The sequence below is a fragment of the Chloroflexota bacterium genome (genome assembly GCA_038040195.1).
GTDB lineage: Bacteria > Chloroflexota > Limnocylindria > QHBO01 > QHBO01 > DASTEQ01.
Genome location: JBBPIR010000001.1, coordinates 537,671 through 551,872 on the forward strand (window position 1 = coordinate 537,671; position 14,202 = coordinate 551,872).

Annotated in this window: 15 protein-coding genes; 10 read left to right on the forward strand and 5 right to left on the reverse strand. The window is 69.6% G+C overall.

Translation table 11 applies throughout. The annotated features are described in order from the left end of the window. Genes AABM41_02715 through AABM41_02725 form a run of 3 tightly spaced genes read left to right on the forward strand, consistent with a single transcriptional unit; the run spans window position 1 to window position 3,669 of the window. Window positions 1-1,527 (forward strand): NADH-quinone oxidoreductase subunit M, encoded by a 1,527-nt coding sequence (locus AABM41_02715; GenBank protein ID MEK6191219.1) that lies wholly within the window; start codon window positions 1-3, stop codon window positions 1,525-1,527. Between the two features lie 7 nt (window positions 1,528-1,534). Beyond that, complete coding sequence (locus AABM41_02720; GenBank protein MEK6191220.1) at window positions 1,535-2,986, forward strand: NADH-quinone oxidoreductase subunit N; 1,452 nt, start codon at window positions 1,535-1,537, stop codon at window positions 2,984-2,986. Beyond that, on the forward strand, window positions 2,971-3,669 hold the full coding sequence (locus AABM41_02725; GenBank protein ID MEK6191221.1) for a hypothetical protein: 699 nt from the start codon (window positions 2,971-2,973) through the stop codon (window positions 3,667-3,669). The genes AABM41_02720 and AABM41_02725 overlap by 16 nt, the downstream gene beginning before the upstream one ends. A gap of 10 nt (window positions 3,670-3,679) precedes the next feature. Here the strand turns inward: AABM41_02725 and AABM41_02730 are convergent, their stop codons facing one another. Then, window positions 3,680-4,372, reverse strand: a complete 693-nt coding sequence (locus AABM41_02730) for a hypothetical protein (protein MEK6191222.1) — start codon at window positions 4,370-4,372, stop codon at window positions 3,680-3,682. Beyond that, window positions 4,369-5,142 (reverse strand): ATP-binding cassette domain-containing protein, encoded by a 774-nt coding sequence (locus tag AABM41_02735; protein MEK6191223.1) that lies wholly within the window; start codon window positions 5,140-5,142, stop codon window positions 4,369-4,371. The genes AABM41_02730 and AABM41_02735 overlap by 4 nt, the downstream gene beginning before the upstream one ends. 130 nt (window positions 5,143-5,272) lie before the next feature. On the opposite strand from AABM41_02735, the gene AABM41_02740 reads away from it, so the two are divergent. Genes AABM41_02740 through AABM41_02770 form a run of 7 tightly spaced genes read left to right on the forward strand, consistent with a single transcriptional unit; the run spans window position 5,273 to window position 11,449 of the window. Further along, a complete protein-coding gene (locus AABM41_02740) occupies window positions 5,273-5,638 on the forward strand; it encodes a metalloregulator ArsR/SmtB family transcription factor (protein MEK6191224.1) in 366 nt (121 codons plus the stop codon). Continuing rightward, window positions 5,628-6,302, forward strand: coding sequence for a CDP-alcohol phosphatidyltransferase family protein (locus AABM41_02745; GenBank protein MEK6191225.1), 675 nt, complete (start codon window positions 5,628-5,630; stop codon window positions 6,300-6,302). The genes AABM41_02740 and AABM41_02745 overlap by 11 nt, the downstream gene beginning before the upstream one ends. A gap of 5 nt (window positions 6,303-6,307) precedes the next feature. Continuing rightward, on the forward strand, window positions 6,308-7,525 hold the full coding sequence (locus AABM41_02750; GenBank protein MEK6191226.1) for an inositol-3-phosphate synthase: 1,218 nt from the start codon (window positions 6,308-6,310) through the stop codon (window positions 7,523-7,525). 24 nt (window positions 7,526-7,549) lie between these two features. Continuing rightward, complete coding sequence (locus AABM41_02755) at window positions 7,550-8,557, forward strand: lysophospholipid acyltransferase family protein (GenBank protein ID MEK6191227.1); 1,008 nt, start codon at window positions 7,550-7,552, stop codon at window positions 8,555-8,557. Further along, complete coding sequence (locus AABM41_02760) at window positions 8,554-9,495, forward strand: hypothetical protein (protein MEK6191228.1); 942 nt, start codon at window positions 8,554-8,556, stop codon at window positions 9,493-9,495. The genes AABM41_02755 and AABM41_02760 overlap by 4 nt, the downstream gene beginning before the upstream one ends. Window positions 9,496-9,527: 32 nt before the next feature. Further along, entirely contained in the window at window positions 9,528-10,241 is a 714-nt protein-coding gene (locus AABM41_02765; GenBank protein ID MEK6191229.1) for a PHP-associated domain-containing protein, read from the forward strand. Then, on the forward strand, window positions 10,238-11,449 hold the full coding sequence (locus AABM41_02770; GenBank protein ID MEK6191230.1) for a glycosyltransferase family 4 protein: 1,212 nt from the start codon (window positions 10,238-10,240) through the stop codon (window positions 11,447-11,449). The genes AABM41_02765 and AABM41_02770 overlap by 4 nt, the downstream gene beginning before the upstream one ends. On the opposite strand, the gene AABM41_02775 is transcribed toward AABM41_02770, so the two are convergent. The 3 genes from AABM41_02775 to AABM41_02785 are packed head-to-tail and all read right to left on the reverse strand — an operon-like array spanning window position 11,446 to window position 14,143. After that, a complete protein-coding gene (locus AABM41_02775) occupies window positions 11,446-12,435 on the reverse strand; it encodes a GNAT family N-acetyltransferase (protein ID MEK6191231.1) in 990 nt (329 codons plus the stop codon). The two genes, AABM41_02770 and AABM41_02775, sit on opposite strands and share 4 nt — an antisense overlap. Window position 12,436: 1 nt before the next feature. Beyond that, complete coding sequence (locus AABM41_02780) at window positions 12,437-13,237, reverse strand: ABC transporter permease (GenBank protein ID MEK6191232.1); 801 nt, start codon at window positions 13,235-13,237, stop codon at window positions 12,437-12,439. Next, the gene (locus AABM41_02785) at window positions 13,238-14,143 is read right to left on the reverse strand and encodes an ABC transporter ATP-binding protein (protein ID MEK6191233.1); all 906 of its coding nucleotides are present in this window, start codon (window positions 14,141-14,143) and stop codon (window positions 13,238-13,240) included. Window positions 14,144-14,202: the final 59 nt, after the last annotated feature.

The window sequence follows — 14,202 nt, forward strand, 5'->3', positions numbered from 1 at the left end:
ATGAGCGGCCTGCCGGTGCTGTCGCTGATCGTCTTCACGCCGCTGCTCGGCGTGGCGGCCCTGCTGTTCGTGCCGGGCACCAACCATCGGCTCATCCGCTGGGTGGCCCTGCTGGCGGCCATGGGAAGCCTGGGCTTCAGCCTATTCCTGGTGGGCTACGACCCCGCCGGGGCGGAGTTCCAGTTCCGCGAGGACCTTCCCTGGATCAGCGCATTCGGGATCCGCTACCAGCTGGGGGTGGACGGCATGAGCGCAGTGCTGGTGCTGCTCACCACGGTCCTGAGCGTGGTCAGCATCCTGTACTCCTGGGGGCCGATCCAGATGCGGGTCAAGGAGTACTACGCCGCGATGCTGCTCCTGATGGCCGGCATGCTCGGCGTCTTCGTGGCGCTCGACCTGTTCGTGTTCTACGTTTTTTGGGAGCTGAGCCTGATCCCGATGTACCTGGTGATCGGGATCTGGGGTGGGCCGCAGCGCATTTACGCCACGCTGAAGTTCGTCATCTACACGCTGGTCGGCTCGCTCCTCATGCTGGTCGCCATCCTGGCCGTGGTCATCGCCAACGCCAACCTCCCGGGCGGGACGTTCACGTTCAGCTACGAGGCCCTGCGCGGCGTCCCCTTCCCCGATCTGCTCCAGGCTGGCGCATTCATCGCGTTCGGGCTGGCCTTTGCCATCAAGGTACCGATGTGGCCGTTCCACACCTGGCTGCCCGATGCTCACGTGGAGGCCCCGACCGCGGGCTCCATCATCCTGGCCGGGGTCCTGCTCAAGCTGGGCGGCTACGGGTTCCTGCGATTCAGCCTGCCGCTGCTGCCCGACGCGGCCCAGTCCTTCGCGCCGCTCATGATCGGCCTGGCCTTGATCGCCATCATGTATGGCGCGCTGGTGGCCATGGTCCAGCCCGATCTGAAGAAGCTGATCGCCTACTCGAGCGTGTCGCACATGGGCTTCGTGATGCTGGGGGCGTTCGTCTTCAACACCCAGGGCCTGCAGGGCGCGATCTTCCAGATGGTCAGCCACGGGATCACGACCGGCGCCCTGTTCCTCTTGGTGGGCGTCATCTATGAACGCACCCACGACCGGCTGATCAGCCACATGGGCGGTCTGAACGCCCGCCTGCCGGCCTACGCCGCCCTGTTCGGGCTGTTCACCTTCGCGAGCATCGGCTTACCAGGCTTGTCGGGGTTCGTGGGCGAGTTCCTGGTCATGCTCGGCGCTTTCCAGTACTCGGCCTGGGTGGGGGCCTGGGCCATGCTGGTCGTGATAGCCAGCGCGGTCTACATGCTGTGGATGTTCCAGCGCGCCTTCTTTGCCGTGCCGTCGGACTGGATGCGCCGGGCCTGGGGCGGCCTGCATGACCTGACCCGGGTCGAGTGGCTGTCGCTGGCCCCACTGGTGGTCCTGGTGGTGGCACTGGGGGTGTTCCCGGCCCCCGTCCTGGAGGCCACCGCCGGGCCGGTGCAGCGCATCCTCGACGCGGTCCAGGGCGCCGCGGGGCTCAACCTGGTCGCCTGGCCGTGGTGAGACCGGTATGAACGACCCCGCGGCGCTGTACGCGCTCCTGCCCGAGGTGGCCCTGGCCATCTCGGTCCTGGTGATCATCACCGTCGACCTGTTCCTTCCCCGGGAGCGCAAGTGGCTGCTGACCCCGCTGACCGTGGCCGGCCTGGCGGCCACCGCGCTGGCCATCGGCGCGGTCTGGACCACCCCGCCCAGCGGGGCGTTGGCGGGAGGGGTCTATACCGTGGACCGGCTGGCGCTGGTGCTGAAGCTGGCGGCGGTCGGTATCGGCGTGTTGACGACCCTGTTCGCGCCGGGCTACCTGGTCGTCCGCCGCCTGCCGTTGGGCGAGTTCAACGCCATCCTGCTGTTCTCGACCCTGGGCATCTTCGTCCTGGCCAGCAGCGCGGATCTCATCACCCTGTTCCTCGGCCTCGAGCTGATGGTCATGCCAGCCTACCTGCTGGCCGCCTTCCACAAGACCGATCGGTTCAGCAACGAGGGCGGGCTGAAGTACTTCCTGCTCGGGTCATTTGCGAGCGCCATCCTCCTGTTCGGCATCGCCTGGACCTACGGCCTGACCGGCTCGACCGTGTTCACCGAGATCGCCGAGGTGTTCTCGGGCGGCTTGATGAACGGGGCGGTGCTGGTGGCGATCGGCTTCCTGACCGTGGGGGCGACCTTCAAGGCGGCGGCGGTGCCGTTCCACTTCTGGACTCCGGACGCCTACCAGGGCGCCCCGACGCCCATCACCGGGTTCCTGTCAGTAGGCCCCAAGCTGGGGGCCTTTGCCCTGCTGCTGCGCCTCTTCGGGGAAGCGCTCGGCCCGTTGCGCACCGACTGGCTGGACGTGTTCGTCGTGCTGGCGGTGGTGACCATGACGTTTGGCAACGTGGTGGCCCTGACCCAGACCAACGTCAAGCGGATGCTGGCCTACTCCTCGATCGCCCATACCGGCTACATCCTGGCCGGGCTGGCGGCGTTTGCAGCAGCCACAGATCCAAAGGTTGCCACCGAGGCCATCGAGGCGGTCGTGTTCTACCTGGTCGGCTACTCGGTGATGAACATCGCGGCTTTCGCGGTGGTCGGCATGCTGCAGCGCGACGTGCGCCGATACGGCGGATTGGGCTCATTCGCGGGCCTGGCCGGGCGTCAGCCGGCCCTGGCCGCAGCCATGACCGTCCTGCTCCTGTCGCTGACGGGCATCCCGCCCACGGTCGGGTTCTTTGCCAAGCTGTACGTCCTGCTGACGTCGGTCGACGCGGGCCTGGCCTGGCTGGCGGTGGCCATCGCCCTGAATGCCGCCCTGGCCGCGTTCTACTACCTGCGGGTGGTGGTCTACATGTACATGCGTGACCCGGAGGCTGAGCCGGCGGATGTGGAGCGCTCCGGGGTCGGCCGCCTGGCGCTGGGACTCAGCGTGGCCGGCGTGCTCCTGCTCGGCATCTTCCCCGGCATCCTGCTCGGGTGGCTGCCGGCTTGACCACCCGCCGTCCCCGGGGGCTGGCCCTCCCGCTGACCCTCGCCCTGCTGGGGGTGGTCCTGATCCTGTCCGGCCAACTGCCCCTGGACGAGGGCGCCCGCCCCAGCCTGGCGCCCATCCCGACCCCCAGCCTGGTGGCCCGGACCCAATCGCCCGGGGCCGAACCCTCGACGGATGGCACGCCCGAGGCCACCCCCGAAGCCACGCCGATCCCCAGCGACTGGGTGGCGACCCAGATCCAGGTCGAATCGGTGGGCGTCAATGTGGCTGTCCAGCGGCTCGCGCCAGGCCAGCCGCTCGGCGAGTGCTGCGCCTTCCTCCTCGCCCAGACCTCGGACCCGGGCCGCGGAACGAACTCGTACATCGTGGCGCACGCCCTGCGGCCGCTGTTCATCGGCCTGTGGAACGTCGAGCTTGGCGCCGAGGTGCGCATCCTGATGTCCGACGGCCAGGTCCTCCGCTACCGCGTGACCGAGGTCCACGCCAACGTGTCCTGCCCCGACCCGGACGCCGAGCCAATGCCGAGCCCGCCGTTGGACCTCCTCTATGCGGGCCCCGGGTGCGAGGAGGGAGGCCGCTGGACGGCGGCCACCGACCACGAACGGCTGACGCTCCAGACCTCCCAGGGCTTCAACCGCAACTGGGGCGAGTTGATCGTGGTCGCACTGCCCATCCAGCCCTGATCTCGACCCGTCAGAGGTCGCGCCGCCGGAACCGCAAGGCGGCGACGGCCCAGGCCAAGGCGGCCAGCGTCAGGCACAGGCCGATGGCCTGGAGGCCCACCGTGATCGGCCGATCGGCGGGGACCATCCCGGCCACCAGCCAGTAGCCGCTTGCGGGATGGACGGCCGTCTCACCCAAGAGGACGAGCGGCAGGGCTAATATCGCGGCTCCCCCGACGACCGCCACGAGCGTCACCCGGCTCGAAGCGTCGACGGCGATGGCCAGCGCAGCCGCCGACAGTGGCAGCGCCGGAGCGGCGGCGGCGACCACCGTCACCGCCACCGCGACTGGACCCGGCGCCCCTTCCAACGGAGGCGGCAGGGCGAGGGCGGCCAGGATCCCGGCCAGTACGAAGGCCACCAGCACGGCCAGCGCCGGAAGCGCCAGCCAAGCCCTGATGAGCGCGGTCCGGGGCACGGCCCGGACCACCAGCCACGCTGCGGCGCCCGAGCCGATTTCCTCGCTGAAGCCTGTGCCCACCAGGGCGGCGCTCAGGACGGCGGCCACCCCGAAGCCAACCGCCAGCGCCAGGCGACCGGCCTCCGAACCGAACTGGCCGTCGACGACGACCGCCACCACGGCCGCGATGGCCGGAAGGACCAGCAGGCCCAGCAGCCGGAGCTGAATCCACAGCTGACGTGCGACGTGGACGGTGAGGATCATGGGACCAGGTCGGCCATTGCGGTCAGGCCGCGCAACGAGAGGGGCAGACGTTGGGCGTCCAGCTCGCCAATCGGCGCGTGAAGCGCGACGCGTCCGTCGCGGATGAGGACCACCCGGTCGACAACACCGCCCTGCTGGGCCGGGTAGCGACTGGCGATGAGCACGGTTCGGCGCTCGCCCGGGATGCGGAGCAGCCGCAGTCGATCGGGCGCAGCATGGGCGCGCAGCGGCTCATCCAGGAGGAGGACTTCGGGGTCGGGGAGGAGGGCGGCTGCCAGCGCCGTCCGTTCGAGAATGATGCGCCCGGCATGCTGCAGCGGACGGTCGCGGATGGCGCCCAGCCGGAACGCCTGGAGGGATTCTTCGATCTCGCGCTGTCGTTCCGCTCCGTCGATTCCGGACAGGCGCGCGGCCAGGTCAAGGCTTTCGGCTGCCGTCATCCATCGCGGAATGCCTGGATCCGATCCAACGAACCCGATCCGCCGCACCCAGCCCTCGGGAATGGCCGTCTCGCGCTGGAGCCCGGCCAGGGTCACCGTTCCCCGATCCGCGCGCGCCAGGCCGGCCATGATCCGCAACAGGAGCGAAGGAGCCTCGGGGTCGATCCCGGCCAGCAGGACACGTGCCCCGACCGGTACCGCCAGCTCGACCCCGTCCAGGATCGGCCGGTTGCCAACCCGGCGAGCGAGGTCGACGACCTCCACCGCCACCGGCCGCAGGCGACCGGCGGCCGGCGACGACCACAGCGCGTCCGGCGTGGAGGTCGGCATGGCCGGACTCTACCGCGTCGCGATCGGCGAAGGGCGTATTGACACCTGCCCATTCCGGGGGATAGGATAAGCACGGCCTTATATAAAGACCACCTTACCTGTTCTCTTCAAGGGGACTCGAGCGACACACATGACCCTTCAGCCCGCCGACTCGATCGCCACCCGCGACCTCCGCCTGCTGCGCGACCTGTACCGCGCCCTGGCCGACCCCACCCGGCTCCGCATCTGCGCCATCCTGGGCGAGTCGGGGCCGCTCCCCGTCAATGAGCTGTCGGCTCGATTCGGCCTCTCTCAGCCGCTCATCAGCTGGCACCTGCGGATCCTGCGCACGGCGGGGCTGGTGGAGATGCGGCCCCACGGTCGCGAGAAGCTGTGCGCCCTGCGACCCGCCGCCTTCGCGGCGCTGACCGCCGCCCAGCAACGCCTGGTGGCAGGTGACCTGCGCGTGGCCGCCACCCAAGGGTTGGATGCGGGAGGCGTGCTTCGTGTCCGCTGACCCAACGCCCCGGGGCGATGCGCTCCTCTCGGCCCGGCTCAAGGAAGCGGGTCGGGTGGCCGTTGCGCCGGTGGTGAATGTCCTGGCCGCGGCGGGGGTCTCCCCCAACTCGGTCACGGTCTCCGGCCTGATCCTGGTCGCCGCGGCCTCGCTCCTGGTGTGGCAGCGATCCCTGCTCCTGGGCGCGGTGTTCCTGGCCGTGGGCGCGAGTCTGGACGCCATCGACGGCGGCCTGGCCCGAGCCCAGGGCGGCGCCACGCCCTTCGGGGCGTTCCTGGACAGCACCCTGGACCGCACCGGGGAAGCCCTCGTCTACCTGGGCATCGTCGCCTTCTGGCTGGATCGCACCGCGCAACCCTTCGTGCCGGTCATGCTGGCCGCCCTCGCCCTGAGCGGTTCGTTCCTGGTCAGCTACTCGCGGGCGCGGGCCGAGGCCGCCGGATTCACCGCCTCCAACGGCTTGGCGCCCCGACCCGAGCGGCTGATCATCCTGGTCCTGGGCCTGGCGCTGGCCGGGCTCGGCCATTCCATCGCTCTGATCGTGGCGATGGGTCTCATCGCCATCCTCGCCTGGGCGACTGTCGCCCAGCGTATCTGGAACGTTCGTCAGCAGGCGGCTTCCGCCGCCCTGCCTGCCCCCATCGGTCAAGACAAGGAGATCTGAACATCGTGGCCACCAACACCAAGATCGCGTCGAACGGGCGGAACGGGAAGCGTCGCCCGGACGGCAAAGTCCGGGTCGCCATCGTCGGCGTGGGCAACTGCGCCTCGAGCCTGGTCCAGGGGCGCCACTACTACGAGAACGCCCGTGTCGGGGACCAGATTCCGGGCCTCATGCACGTCGACCTCGGCGGCTACCACATCCGTGACATCGAGTTCGTGGCGGCCTTCGACATTGACAAGAACAAGGTCGGCAAGGACCTGTCGGAGGCCATCTACGCGCCGCCCAACAACACGTTCGTGTTCCAGCAGGTGCCCCACCTGGGCGTCACCGTGGATCGGGGCATGACCCTCGACGGGCTGGGCAAGTACCTGTCCCAGGTGATCGAGAAGGCGCCCGGCCAAACCTCCGACGTGGTCGGCATCCTCCGCGAGCGGGAGGTCGACGTCATCGTGTCCTACCTGCCGGTGGGCAGCGAGGACGCCACCAAGTGGTACGTCGAGCAGGCGCTTCAGGCGGGCGTCGGGTTCATCAACGCCATCCCGGTGTTCATCGGTCGCGAGGCCTACTGGCAGCGCCGGTTTGCCGAGCACGGCCTGCCGATCATCGGTGACGACATCAAGAGCCAGGTGGGTGCCACGATCACGCATCGCGTCCTGACCCGGCTGTTCATGGACCGCGGGGTGCGGGTGGATCGCACCTACCAGCTGAACTTCGGGGGCAACACCGACTTCCTGAACATGCTCGAGCGCGAGCGGCTGGAGTCGAAGAAGATCAGCAAGACGAACGCGGTGACCTCGATGCTCGACTACGAACTTGGCCCGGACAACGTCCACGTCGGGCCGTCGGACTACGTGCCGTGGCTGAAGGACCGCAAGTGGTGCCACATCCGGATGGAGGGAACCACCTTCGGCGACGTGCCGCTCAACCTGGAGCTGAAGCTCGAGGTCTGGGACTCGCCGAACAGCGCCGGCGTCATCACCGATGCCATCCGCTGCGCGAAGCTGGGATTGGACCGCGGGCTGGCCGGCACGCTGGTCGCGCCGTCCTCGTACTTCATGAAGTCGCCGCCCATCCAGATCCACGACGACGTGGCCCGGGAGCGGGTGGAGGCCTTCATCCGAGGCGAGGACAACGAGACCCTGGACGGCACCGAGGCGCCGCGTCCGGTACGGGCCAGGCATGCCCCGCGGGCGCCTCGCGCCAAAGCCGCCGCCCGGCGCTGAAGGTTTGGCTGAGGGCGTCCGCCCGTGACCGCTGAGGAAAGCCCGACTCGGGCTCGGGCGCGGCCGCATGCCGCGCGTGGGGGCGAGCGCGGGCGTGAGCGACTGGCGTACTGGGGTTACCGAGCGACCGAACGCGCCCTGAGCGCGCTGCCTCGTGGGGTCGTGCTGCCGGCGGCGGCGGCGCTCGCCAACGGCGCCTATGACGTGTCCGGCGCGAAGGGCGCCGTGATCCGGGCCAACATGGCCCAGGCCCTGGGCCTCCCAGTTGAGGATCCACGAGTGTCGCGCGCCGCGCGCCGCGCGTTCCAGAACTACGGGCGCTACCTGGCCGAGGTCATGCGGCTGCCGGCCCTGGACCCGGTGGAGGCCCGGCAGCGGGTCACATTCCACGGCTGGGAGAACCTGGCCGTCGCGCAGGGCACCGAGGGCAAGGGACTCCTCATCTGCGCGGTTCACGTGGGCGCCATGGATCTCCTGGCCCCAGCCCTGATGGTCGAGGGCGAAAAGATCAGCGTGGTGGGCGACGACACGACGTACGGACGGCTGTACGACCACCTGGCCGCGGTGCGTGGAGCGTTCGGGGTGCAGGTCATCGGGTGGCGCAACCTGCGCCGGCTGTACAAGGTGCTCCAGAGCGGCGGCAACCTCGCCCTCCTGTGCGATGGCGCCTACCGACCCGGCGACGTCCCGGTCGAGCTGCTGGGAGCCGCCACCACGTTCCCGGCGGGGCCGGCGGTGATCTCGGCGCGGACCGGTGCCGCCATCCTGCCCATCGGCGCGCGACGGACCGATGACGACCGGCTGGAGGCGTGGGGATACCCCGTCATCCGGGCCACCAGTTCCGAGCCGGCCGAGGTCTACCGCGCCACCCAGGCCCTGGCCGATGCCCTGGGCCAGGTCATCGCCGGCGACCCGGGCCAGTGGTACATGTTCCGCCCGGTGTGGCCCCAGACCGAGGCCGACCGGGCCGCTGCGGACGCGGCGTTGGCTCGAGCCCGGGCGGGCGAGGACTGGACCATCGGCGGCCGATGAGCCTGCGCCCGGGCGGCCTGGTCCTGCGCGCCGGCCTGGAGCTCGGCGATGCGCTGGTCGGCCTTCTCCCGTCTCGTGCCGCCTACGCCGTGGCGGACCGGCTCGGGCTGGCGTGGTACCGATTTGCCCCCGCGCGGCGCCGGCTGGTGGCGGCCAACCTGGCCCGCGTGTGCGCCGCAACAGGCCGGCCGGCCCGCGGCACGGAGCTTCGGCGACTGGTGCGCGCGGCATTCGTGGCCCACGCCCGCTACTACCTGGAGGTGATCCGCCTCCCACGCCAGGGCCGCCGGGATATCGACCAGATGCTGGTTCTCGACGATGCGGCCGGCGTCGAAGCGCTGGCGCGAGCGGGCGGCGTCATCGGCGTATCCGCCCATTTCGGCAATCCCGAGCCAGGGGCCATCTGGCTTGCCGCCCGCGGCCTGCGCTGGGTGGCCCCGGTCGAGCGCATCGAGCCGCCGGAGCTGTTCGCGTACCTGCGTTCGCGCCGCGGCGCGGGCAGCGTTGGGGGGGAGATGGTGCCGCCTCCGAGCGGCCGTCGCGTGCTCGATGGCCTGCGCCACGGCGAGCTGGTGGCCATCGCTGCCGACCGCGACTTGAGCGGGAGCAGCCTGGTGGTGAGCTTCTTCGGCCACCCGGCGCGGGTGCCGGATGGTCCGGCCACGATCTCCGTCCTGACCGGCGCCCCGGTGGTGGTGGGCACGATCCGCCGCACCGCCCCGAATCGCTTCGCGGCCCGCGCCGATCTCGTGGCATGGACACCAACCGGCAACCGCCGGGCCGACGTGGCGGCGTTGACCCAGCGCATCACCGACGTCCTGGCCGATCACATCGCCCGGGCGCCCGAGCAATGGTGGGGCGCCTTCCAGCCGATCTGGGCCGACCTGACGCCCGATCAGCTGCCCGACCTCCTTGCTGGCGGCGGGGGCCCACCATGAGCCGATCCGGACCCCGGAGTGGGGCGCGCGGCATGGCCGATCTCCACCTCCACACCCTGTACTCCGACGGCACCGCGCGCCTGGTGGACCTGCTCGACTGGGTCGAGCAGCGGACGAGTCTGGACCTGGTGGCCATCACGGATCACGATCGGATCGACGGCGCCCTGCGCGCCCACGCCATGCATGCCGCTGGCGACTACCACTTCGGGCTCGTGGTGGGCGAGGAGATCACCACCCGCAGCGGTCACCTGCTCGGCCTGTTCCTGACCAGCCCCATCCCGCCGTTCCGCTCGGTGACCGAGACCGTGGAGCGGATTCACGAGCAGCGCGGCCTGGCGGTGGCGCCCCACGCCCTGGGCGTCTTCCTGTCGCTCGGCCGCGGGAGCCTGGTCCGCCTCCAGACCGATCCACGCCCCGAACGCCACCTCGACGCGGTCGAGCTGATCAACCCCAGCCTCGGCGGGCGGCTGCGCCACGCGGCGCTGGCCGAGCTGAACGCCGAGCGCCTCCATCTGCCGGGGTTGGGCAGCTCGGACGCCCACGTGCTTGAGACGGTGGGCAGCGCCTGGACTGCCTTCGACGGCACGACGGCGGACGAATTCCGGGCCGCGCTGGCAGCAGGTGCGGTCGAGGCGGTCGGCCGCCACTGGAGCACCAGCCACAACGTGGCGGTGTACGGCCGTCAGCTGGTGGCCAAGGCCCGCAAGCTGGGGCATACTCTGCGCCCGTCCGGAGAGTGGCGATGAGCGTGATTGAGGCCCCCGAGGCCGCCCGACTCGACGTCCGTGCGGAGCCGACCGGCCCGACCGTTGCACGCGCCCCGCTGAAGATCGGGATCGTCAGTCCGTATGGCTTTCCGCACCCCGGCGGGGTCAACGAGCACGTACGGCACACCTACGAGGAGCTGCGCTCGCTTGGTCACGACGCATGGATCATCACTCCCAAGTACGGTCCGGAGCGCGACAGCGAGGGCCACGTCATCCGCGTCGGCACGGGCTGGGCGGTGCCCAGCAACGGAAGCGTCGGCCGCCTGACCATCGGTTGGCGGCTCAGACCCCGGATCCGCGATCTGCTGGCGGCCCACCGCTTCGACGTCCTCCACTTCCACGAGCCGTTCGTCCCGTTCCTGTGCCCTGTGGTGCTGCGGGAATCGAGGACCGTCAACGTGGCGACCTTCCACGCGTTCGGCGGCTTCTCCCCGTCCTATTGGCTCGGACGCCGGGCGGGCTCCGGTTTGGCCGCGCGCCTGCACGGCCGGATTGCGGTCAGCGGCGCGGCCCGCCACTTCATCGGCCGCTACTTCGAAGGCGACTACCGGATCATTCCCAATGGAGTCGAGATCGAGCCGTTTGCCACTGCGCAGCCCTTCGACGAACTGCGGGACGGGACCTTGAACATCCTGTTCGTTGGTCGGATGGAGGACCGCAAGGGCATGTCGTACCTCCTGCGGGGCTACCACCGGCTCCGGAAGCGCCACGTCGACGCGCGCCTGATCGTGGTCGGCGAGGGTCCGCGACTCCGCGAGTACAAGCGCTACGCGGCGACCCGCCGCATCCGGGACGTCGAGTTCGTGGGTCACGTGTCGCAGGCCGCCAAGCTCCGCTACTTCGCCAGTGCCGACATCTTCTGTGCCCCGTCTACGGGCCAGGAGAGCTTCGGGATCGTCCTGCTGGAAGCCATGGCCGCCGGCCTGCCGATCGTGGCCTCGGACATCCACGGCTACAAGAACGTGGTCTCGCGCGATGTCGAGGGCTACCTGGTCGAGCCGCGCAACCCACGCGCCATCGCGGCGGCGCTGTACAAGCTGGCCAGGAATCCGGACCTGCGACATCGGATGGGCGAGGCCGGCCGCGCAAAGGCCGAGGACTACTCCTGGGAGCGTGTCACCCAGCAGTTGGTGGCGTACTACCACGAGGTGCGCGACGAGGTCCTCGCGAAGCGCGTCGGCCCCTAGGCCACCTCGAATGGCCGCCGATAGGCGGTGAACTTCTCGCTGACGACGAATCCGTTGTCGGTGTAGACGCCAAGTGCCCCGGTCTCGTTGCCCGCGTCGACGCCGAGGATCCCCTCGGCCATGCCCCGGTCGCGCAGCAGCGTCAACGAGCGCGCGACGAGCGCGTGGGCCAGCCCGCGACCGCGCCACTGGCGCCGGGTGAAGACCGAGTCCAACCAGCCCCGTTCGACACCCAGCTGCCGGTTCGCATCGGCGTAGATGGCGTTGATGACTGCGCCCGCGATCTCATCGCCGTCGAAGGCCACCACGTGCAGGGAGGGGTCGAAACTCGACTCCTCAGACCAGCGAGCGAACGCCGTGTCCGAACTGTCCACTCCGCCCCAGTGGTCGAGAAACGCCTCGTTGTCGGCCAGGAACAGCCGATGCGAGTCCTCGCGTGTGACCGGCCGCACCTCGAGCCCCTCGGGGAGCGGGAGGTCGGCGATCGGCTGCGCCAGGTCACGGGTCATGTGGAAGAACCACCGGGCCGGCCGGTAGCCGTTCCGCTCGTACAGAGCGTGCGCGCCCTTGTCCGTCTCCGCGGCCCAGCAGCCGGCCACCCGAGGCCGATCGATGTCATGGCTGGCCGCCACCTCAGAGATGCGCTTTCGCGCGCGGGCGAACAGCACGGAGCCGACTCCGCGCCGGCGCCAAACCGGATCCACCTCGCCCCAGGATCGGTACTCGCGCAGCCCATCGTTGGTGTCGATCCATGCGACCTTCGCGAAGCCAACGGTCGTCTCGTCGACCTCGGCCACGACCAGGTCGTGGGCGGGGTCGCACTTCTCGTCGGGACGCAGCTCCAGGGTCATCTGCTCCACGGTGAGGCGGTCGCTGATCTGGTCGGCCGCCTCGGCATCGTTCGTGATGCGGGTGAGGATCGGGATGTCGGCCTCCCCGGCGTACGGTCGCAGCCGGACCTGGACATCGGTCAATTTCGAGCTCATGTCAGCCCACCCGCTTCAGTCTGCCCGTGCGCTTGGCGTAGCGCTCGGCCCGCCCGAAGGCCCACAGGCCCAGGGGAATGAACACGAACCCCATCAGGGCCAACGGCCAGGCGTCGTGGAGCAGCGCGGTGACCGACGTGCCGTTGATCAGCCCCTCCCGCACCGCGTCCAGCACATACGTTGCCGGGCTGAAGTTGCTCAGGAACTGCATCCACTCGGGCAGGATCTCGACCGAGTAGTACACCCCGCTGATCAGCAGCAGGACCGACTGCAGGACGAAGGTCATCTGCGCCCCGCGCTCCACGTACATGAGCGGCAGGATGGCGGTCATGATCCCGATCCCGATGAACGAGAACGAGCCCAGGACCATGAACACCGCCGCCGTGCCCAGATCCGCCTGGGCCAGATTCAGGTCGAAGAACAGCGCCAGCACCACGAGCATGACCACGGTGTGAATCATCCCGTACGTGACCGCGAAGATGGTCGACCCCAGCATGTGGGTCCAGCGCCGCACGGGAGCCATGAAGGTGTACTCCAGGGTCCCCTCCCAGCGCTCCCAGGCCACCGTCTCGGCGATGAAACTGAACAGGATGGACAGGTAGTTCCAGAAGATGGCGCCAACGACCAGGGTGAGCAACAGCACCTGGTCGTTCTGAGACTGACCGATGAGGGCGACCGCCAGGGCGCCCGCCACCGAGTAGACCAGGAAGGCGACTTCCCAGCCCCAGTAGCGCTTGGTGAGGTTGAAGTTCCGCTCGACGAAGGCGTACGAGGCCCTCAGCTCGCGGGTCAGGATGGCCATCTACTCGTCCTCTTCCGGTTCTTTTTCCTCGACGTCGTCGTCCAGCGACCGTCCGGTGAAGGTCATGAACACGCTTTCCATGGTCGGAGGCTGGCCGTGCTCAGCGGCGACCATCGCCATCAGGCCGGCCGGGGTGTCCTCGGCCACGATCCGCCCGTCGTTGAGGATCGCGATCCGCCGACACAGCCGCTCCGCCTCGTCCAGGTCGTGGGTGGTCAGCACGATCGTCGCGTCGTGGTTGTCCCGCACGTCCTCGATGAAGGTCTGGACGTCCAGCTTGGACCGTGGATCCAGGCCGGTGGTCGGCTCGTCCAGGAGGAGCAGGATCGGGCTGGTCAGCAGGGCGCGTGCGATGGCCACCTTCTGCTGCATGCCCCGGCTCATCTGCTCCAGCGGCCGGGACAGGCGCTTCTCGGCGATCCCCAGCCGGGCCAGGATGCGGATCGCCTCGACCCGCGCCAGCCGGGCGTCCATGCCGTACAGGCGCGCGGCGTAGATCAGGTTCTCGAACGGGGACAGCTTCTTGAAGAACGCCGCGTCCACGCTGACCCGGTTGATCAGGCGCTTGACGGCCATCTCGTCGCGCTCGATGTCATGGCCGAAGATCTCCACCCGTCCGGTGTCGAGCGTCAGCAGGGTTGAAAAGAGCCGGATGAGGGTCGACTTGCCGCTCCCGTTGGCGCCCAGGATGCCGTAGATCTCGCCGCGCTCGATCCGGATCGACACGTCGTTGATGGCCACCACCGGCCGCTTCTTGCGGCCGACCTGGAACCGCTTGCTGACGTGCTCGGCCGTGACGGCCAACGGCAGCACCGGCTCAGGCAGCACCACCTGCGGCGTCTCCACCGTCGCGGTGGGGCGCTCGTCGGTCACCGTCTTCGTCTGTGGGCTGATGCCGGTCTGCATCTGGAGTTCCTTCTGGCTGGACCGATGTCTTCGGCTGGACCGATGTTGTCGGCTGGACC

Excerpts from the sequence above, each read along its gene's own strand:
- AABM41_02740 (MEK6191224.1), top strand. The coding sequence starts at position 5,273 with ATGACCCTTCAGCCCGCCGACTCGATCGCCACCCGCGACCTCCGCCTG.
- AABM41_02715 (MEK6191219.1), top strand. The coding sequence starts at position 1 with ATGAGCGGCCTGCCGGTGCTGTCGCTGATCGTCTTCACGCCGCTGCTC.
- AABM41_02730 (MEK6191222.1), bottom strand. The coding sequence starts at position 4,372 with ATGATCCTCACCGTCCACGTCGCACGTCAGCTGTGGATTCAGCTCCGG.
- AABM41_02720 (MEK6191220.1), top strand. The coding sequence starts at position 1,535 with ATGAACGACCCCGCGGCGCTGTACGCGCTCCTGCCCGAGGTGGCCCTG.
- AABM41_02780 (MEK6191232.1), bottom strand. The coding sequence starts at position 13,237 with ATGGCCATCCTGACCCGCGAGCTGAGGGCCTCGTACGCCTTCGTCGAG.
- AABM41_02770 (MEK6191230.1), top strand. The coding sequence starts at position 10,238 with ATGAGCGTGATTGAGGCCCCCGAGGCCGCCCGACTCGACGTCCGTGCG.
- AABM41_02785 (MEK6191233.1), bottom strand. The coding sequence starts at position 14,143 with ATGCAGACCGGCATCAGCCCACAGACGAAGACGGTGACCGACGAGCGC.
- AABM41_02735 (MEK6191223.1), bottom strand. The coding sequence starts at position 5,142 with ATGCCGACCTCCACGCCGGACGCGCTGTGGTCGTCGCCGGCCGCCGGT.
- AABM41_02760 (MEK6191228.1), top strand. The coding sequence starts at position 8,554 with ATGAGCCTGCGCCCGGGCGGCCTGGTCCTGCGCGCCGGCCTGGAGCTC.
- AABM41_02765 (MEK6191229.1), top strand. The coding sequence starts at position 9,528 with ATGGCCGATCTCCACCTCCACACCCTGTACTCCGACGGCACCGCGCGC.
- AABM41_02775 (MEK6191231.1), bottom strand. The coding sequence starts at position 12,435 with ATGAGCTCGAAATTGACCGATGTCCAGGTCCGGCTGCGACCGTACGCC.